Raw genomic sequence first — 5,320 nt, 5'->3', positions numbered from 1 at the left:
GCCCGGTGTCGTGCACCGGGCCCCGCCCCTTGCTGTTGCCCTGTCAGCGGCCTTCGCCGAACCACCCGTCCTGGGGGTGCGGTTCGGGGCTGCGCCGGGACTGACCGTACGAGGCCGCCTGCGGGTCCGTCCCGTCGTCGTATCCCTGCTGCCCGTAGCCGCCCTGCTGCGGCTGCTGCGGGATGCGGGGTGGCTGACCGCCCTGCTGATAGCCGCCTGCCTGGCCGCCGTAGCCCTGCGGGTGCTGCCCCTGCTGCTGTTGCTGCGGGTGCTGCCCTTGCGGGTAGCCATGCTGAGGCCCGGACTGCCCCTGACCGTAAGGGACTTGGCCGCCCTGCGTCCGCCCGGCCATGGGGTGCGGCCCCTGCGGCTGCTGCGGGATGTGACCACCCTGGGGCTGCGCGCCTTGGGGCTGGACGTACTGGCCCTGCTGGTACTGGCCCTGCTGGTGGTGGGCGGCCTGCTGGTACTGCCCCTGCCGGCCCTGCTGCGGGTGCGGCTCCTGCTGATACTGGCCCTGGGGGGCCTGCGGCGCGTACTGGCCGTTGTGCGCCTGCGGCGGGTACTGCCCGTTCTGCGCCTGCGGAACGTACTGCCCGCTCTGGTACACGGGCCGCTGGCCCTGCTGCGGGATGGGCTGCGGTTCGTCCGGCACGCCGCTCCATGCCACGCGCTGCTGCGGCATGCTGGCACCGAGATCCTTCAACTCACCGTCGCTGTACTCGTCGTGATACGGCTGGCCGGCGAGCTGACGGCCGGTGTGGTGCGCCTGTGTGCGGGCGAGCGCGATGCCCTCGAGGCGCATCATCTCGATCGTGGAGGAGACCTGCCGCGAGGAGTTGAGGTCCTCTTCCTCCCAGACCTCGGCGATCTCGCCCTCGTGGCCCGCCACCGAGACCTCGACACCGGCCTGGCGGGTGCCCCAGCTTCCCTTGTGCAGGGTGAGCAGCGCGTAGAAGCGCAGCGGCGTGAGCAGCAGGAGCTGGATCACTCCGTACAGCGGGGCGAGCAGGAACATGCCGAAGCGCTTGATGAAGCCCATGCCGCGGCGCGGGAAGTCCAGATAGCGGACGTTGCGCAGGTACCCCATCAGGACCATGAAGATCAGGTAGTCGCCGATGTGGTTGACGAACTGCGACGGGTGCATGATCGGCAGGATGACCATGGAGTAGAACATCGCCGAGCCGAAGATCAGCCACAGGGCGAGTTCCATACAGGTCAGCCAGAACGCCGGCCGCCACTTCTTCTGGTTGCGGAAGGCCCACAGGGACTCGCGGAAGAAGGACTTGTTCCAGCGGACCTGCTGGCGCAGGAAGTGCGGGAGCTTCTCCGGGACGGCGGTGTAGCCGACGGCGGTCTCCTGGAAGACGACCTGGCCCTCGATCAGGCAGTAGTTCGTCATCCGGCGGTCGTCGCCGAAGACGGCCGGCTTGCCGAGGAACTGCTGGTTGAGGAAGTCCGGCAGGTACTTGCGCACCAGGGTGCCGCGGTACACCGACAGGGCGCCGCAGCAGCACAGGACCGACTTCAGACGCGAGTACGCGGCCCGCTCGAAGAGGAACGAGTTGCCGTACCTGAGGTCCTGGAGACGGGTGAAGATATTGCTGTCGTGGTTGAGCGCGAGCACCATGCCGGTCGAGGCCATGATCTTCGGGTCGGCCATCGGCAGCAGCAGCTCACGGACGGTGTCGCGGGAGAGCACGGTGTCGGAGTCCACACACAGGAACAGATCCGTGTACGGAGCCGCCTCGAAGCCAAGGGCGAGCGCCTCGCGCTTGCCCTTGTTCTCGGGCTGCACACTGACGGTGTACTTGACGCCCCTGGCCTCGAACTCGCGGCGCATCTTCTTGGCCGCCCGGATGCCGCCGGCATCGGCGCTGCAGTCGTCGATGATGTGGATCTCGTTGGGCAGCCGGCTCTGCGCGAGCAGGGAGCGCATGCCCTGCTCGAACATCACCGGGTCCTCGTTGTAGATCGGGATGACCGCGGTGACCCACGCGTTGTCCAGGTACATCAGCTCTTCGCGGTCGGCCTTCGCGGGCCGGTAGAAGAGGGCGCCGAACATCTTCAGGGTCAGCAGACCCATCGCGCCGAACGAGTACAGGTGGAGCGAGTCCGGGTCCAGCTTGGTGGCGATCACCGCGGCGATGGCGAGGAAGAAGAAGTACGACACCTTCAGATGTCGTCGCCGCTTGTGCCTACGGCGGCCGTCGGTATCGACGGCCCCGGGTATGTACGTGTCCGTATCACTCACAGCTTGACTACCTGGGGATGGTCGGCGGACTTGCCTCGGGTGTCGAAGAGCTTCGTCGCATGGTCGGCCAGCTTGTCCAAGTCCAGCTCGCTGTGGTGCTGGAGCAGGATGGTCAGATCGGCCCGGGCCGCGCCCTCGAGGTAGTCGTCGACGCGCGGCACCTCTGCGCCGTCGACGGTCCAGCCCTCCACGCGCGGGTCGTAGTAGACGAGGTCGGCGCCGCGCTCGAGCAGCAGCTCGGCGACGTCCACGGCGGGACTCTCACGCTGGTCCGAGATGTCCGGCTTGTACGTCACACCGAGGAGCAGCACCTTGGAGCCGCGCACCGGCTTGCCCTGGTCGTTGAGCAGATCGGCCGCGCGCGAGACGACATGGGCGGGCATCCGCTGGTTGATCTCCTGCGCCAGCTCCACGAAGCGGAACGGTATGCCGAGCGAGCGCACCTTGTACGAGAGGTAGTTGGGGTCGATCGGGATGCAGTGACCGCCGACACCCGGGCCCGGGTAGAAGGGGGCGAAGCCGAACGGCTTGCTGGAGGCGCAGCGGATCGAGTCCCAGAGGTCGACACCGATCTCACGGCAGAACATGGCCATCTCGTTGACGAGGGCGATGTTCACATGCCGGTAGGTGTTCTCGAGCAGCTTGGCCATCTCGGCCTCACGGGTGCCCTTGGCCTCGACGACCCCGCCGACGAAGCCCTCGTACAGGGCGCGCGCGGCCTTGGTGCAGTCGGGGGTGGTGCCGCCGACGACCTTGGGAGTGTTCTCCAGGCCGTAGGTCGGGTTGCCCGGGTCGATGCGCTCGGGCGAGAAGGCGAGGTGGAAGTCGACGCCGGCCCGCAGACCGCCGGCCTCGAGGGCAGGGCGGACGACCTCGTCGGTGGTGCCGGGGTACGTGGTGGACTCCAGGACCACCAGGGTGCCCGGGGTCATGTGGGCGGCGATGTCGGCGACCGAGGCGTTGACGGCGCCGAGTTCGGGGGCACCGTGGTCGGTCAGGGGGGTCGGCACGCAGATGACGACGGCGGCCGCCTCGGCTATGACCTCGGGGCTGTCGACCGCGCGGAAGCCGCGCTCGATCATCGCCTGGACATCCGCGTCGCTGATGTCGTCGATGTGCGATACGCCCGAGTTCAGCCCCTGGACGACCGGTGCGCTGCGATCGAGGCCGACGACTCTCAGCCCGGACGCACTGGCGGCACGGGCGAGCGGCAGGCCGACATAGCCGAGCCCGACGACGACCAGGTCCACGGTTGCGCTTCTGTTCACAGCCACGCTTTCCCCACGGCGCCGCCGGCACCCCCGCGGGTGGTTGGCGCTCAAGTTCTCTCAAGAATCGAATAAACGACTGGTGATGCTATCGAGGAATGGCCAACTCTTCACAGCTTGTGCACGGTCTCGATTCTCACAGCACATTCCGTACAACCCTTGAGTCCCTTGGGGAGTCGGCCTCTCTGCAAACCCAGTGGTAACAAGGAGGCCGGGATTCCGTTATCCACTCTTCACCCTGCCCGAGCCCCGGCTCCCCGGTCGACTGCGGGTAATCTCGGCGCCGTTCCAGCAGCCGGGCGCGCATCGCCCAGCGCCCCCCTGAAGGAGTTTCCGTGGCGACCTCCCGCCGCCGGCGGCCTCAAGGCCGCAGCCGAATAGGCAAGGTGTTCAAAACCCTGCTCGTCCTGGCCGTCCTGGCCGGTGCGGGTTTTGCGGCCAAACCGCTGTACAACCACTTCAATCCGGACGAACCCGACCTTACAGTGCGCTACCGCACCGAAACCAAGGCCGAGTCCGACGCGGCCCGCCCGTGGCTCGAGGTCCTCAATACGTCCGACAAGCCCCTGCCGTTGAGCGAAGTGAAGCTGCGCTACTACTTCACGGCCGAGGACGACGCCTCGTACGCCTTCAACTGTGTCGAGGCCCACATCGGCTGCTCGAACCTGTCCGGGACGATCGTCGCCATGGACAAGCCCAGCGAAAAGGCAGATCACTACCTGGAACTGGGCTTCTCAGACAAGTCGGGCACGGTCGCCCCGGGCGGCAACAGCAAGGGCCTTGAGCTCCAGCTGTTCCGCACCGACCACAAGCCGCTCCAGCAGGACGACGACTGGTCCTTCGACGCGACGAAGAGCGCGTATGCGGAATCCGAGCAGATCGCGGCGTACCGGCAGGGCAAGCTCGCCTGGGGCGAGGAGCCGGACGGCGGGACGGGCACCACGGAGGCCGGCGGTTTCGCCGAGCTCCCGGCCGGGGCGGTCTTCGACAACTTCAACTACCAAGGCCCCAAGGACACCGCGCTGTTCAAGCACAACTGGCTGGTGCGGTCCAGCGAGGGCGGCCCCGGCGTCGAGGACACCTGGGAGGCGGGGGGCATCTCCTTCCCCGGCGCGAAGGACGCGGTCGACGGACAGGTTCTGAACCTGAGGGCGAGCACGGACGGAACCACATCGGGCACCAGCCAGTCGGCGATCGGCACCAGGAACGGAACGTTCCGCGCCGGCACCTACGCCGCCCGGGTCAAGTTCGCCGACAAGCCGGCCTCCGGCAAGAACGGCGACCCGATCCAGCAGACCTTCTTCACCATCGGCGGCAAGGGCGCCAAGTACAGCGAGCTCGACTTCGAGTACATGCCGAACGGCGGCTGGGGCGCCCCGGGTCCGCGGCTGACCACCACGACCTGGCGCAACGACAATCTCGAGGACATCGGCGCGCGCGTCACCCGCGAGCACGACAAGCGCCTGGGCGGCTGGCACACGATGCTCATCGTCGTCGACAAGGACGGCGTCACCTACAGCATGGACGGCAAGACGCTGTACCGCAGCAGCAAGAGCTACGTGCCGCGCTCGGACATGCACATCAACTTCAACACCTGGTTCGTGGACCTGGACAAGCCGCTCTCCGGTGAGCGGGTCTGGGACATGCAGATCGACTGGATGTACCAGGTCGCGGATCAGACGCTGACGGCCGAGGAGGCCGAGCAGGCGGCGGAGTCCTTCAAGGAGGGCGGGGTCGGGTACTTCGATACGTCGAAGAGCGACTGACGCGGCAACGACAGCAGGGGGCCGCCCGGGTT

At 67.5% G+C, this 5,320-nt stretch carries 3 protein-coding genes; 1 reads left to right on the top strand and 2 read right to left on the bottom strand.

Annotated features, from left to right (window positions below):
* Positions 1-43 precede the first annotated feature (43 nt).
* The gene (locus tag G6045_RS39000; protein ID WP_328708072.1) at positions 44-2,254 is read right to left on the bottom strand and encodes a glycosyltransferase; all 2,211 of its coding nucleotides are present in this window, start codon (positions 2,252-2,254) and stop codon (positions 44-46) included.
* Positions 2,251-3,522, bottom strand: coding sequence for a nucleotide sugar dehydrogenase (locus G6045_RS38995; RefSeq protein ID WP_328708071.1), 1,272 nt, complete (start codon positions 3,520-3,522; stop codon positions 2,251-2,253). The genes G6045_RS39000 and G6045_RS38995 overlap by 4 nt, the downstream gene beginning before the upstream one ends.
* A 335-nt stretch (positions 3,523-3,857) precedes the next feature.
* Here G6045_RS38995 and G6045_RS38990 point away from each other — a divergent pair, with 335 nt between their 5' ends.
* Positions 3,858-5,288, top strand: coding sequence for a cellulose binding domain-containing protein (locus tag G6045_RS38990; RefSeq protein WP_165336985.1), 1,431 nt, complete (start codon positions 3,858-3,860; stop codon positions 5,286-5,288).
* The last annotated feature ends 32 nt before the right edge of the window (positions 5,289-5,320 follow it).

Source organism: Streptomyces mesophilus, assembly GCF_011044995.1.
Taxonomy (GTDB): Bacteria; Actinomycetota; Actinomycetes; order Streptomycetales; family Streptomycetaceae; genus Streptomyces; species Streptomyces mesophilus.
The sequence above is the reverse complement of the archived record's forward strand: the minus strand, read 5'-3'. Positions and strand labels throughout refer to the sequence as shown.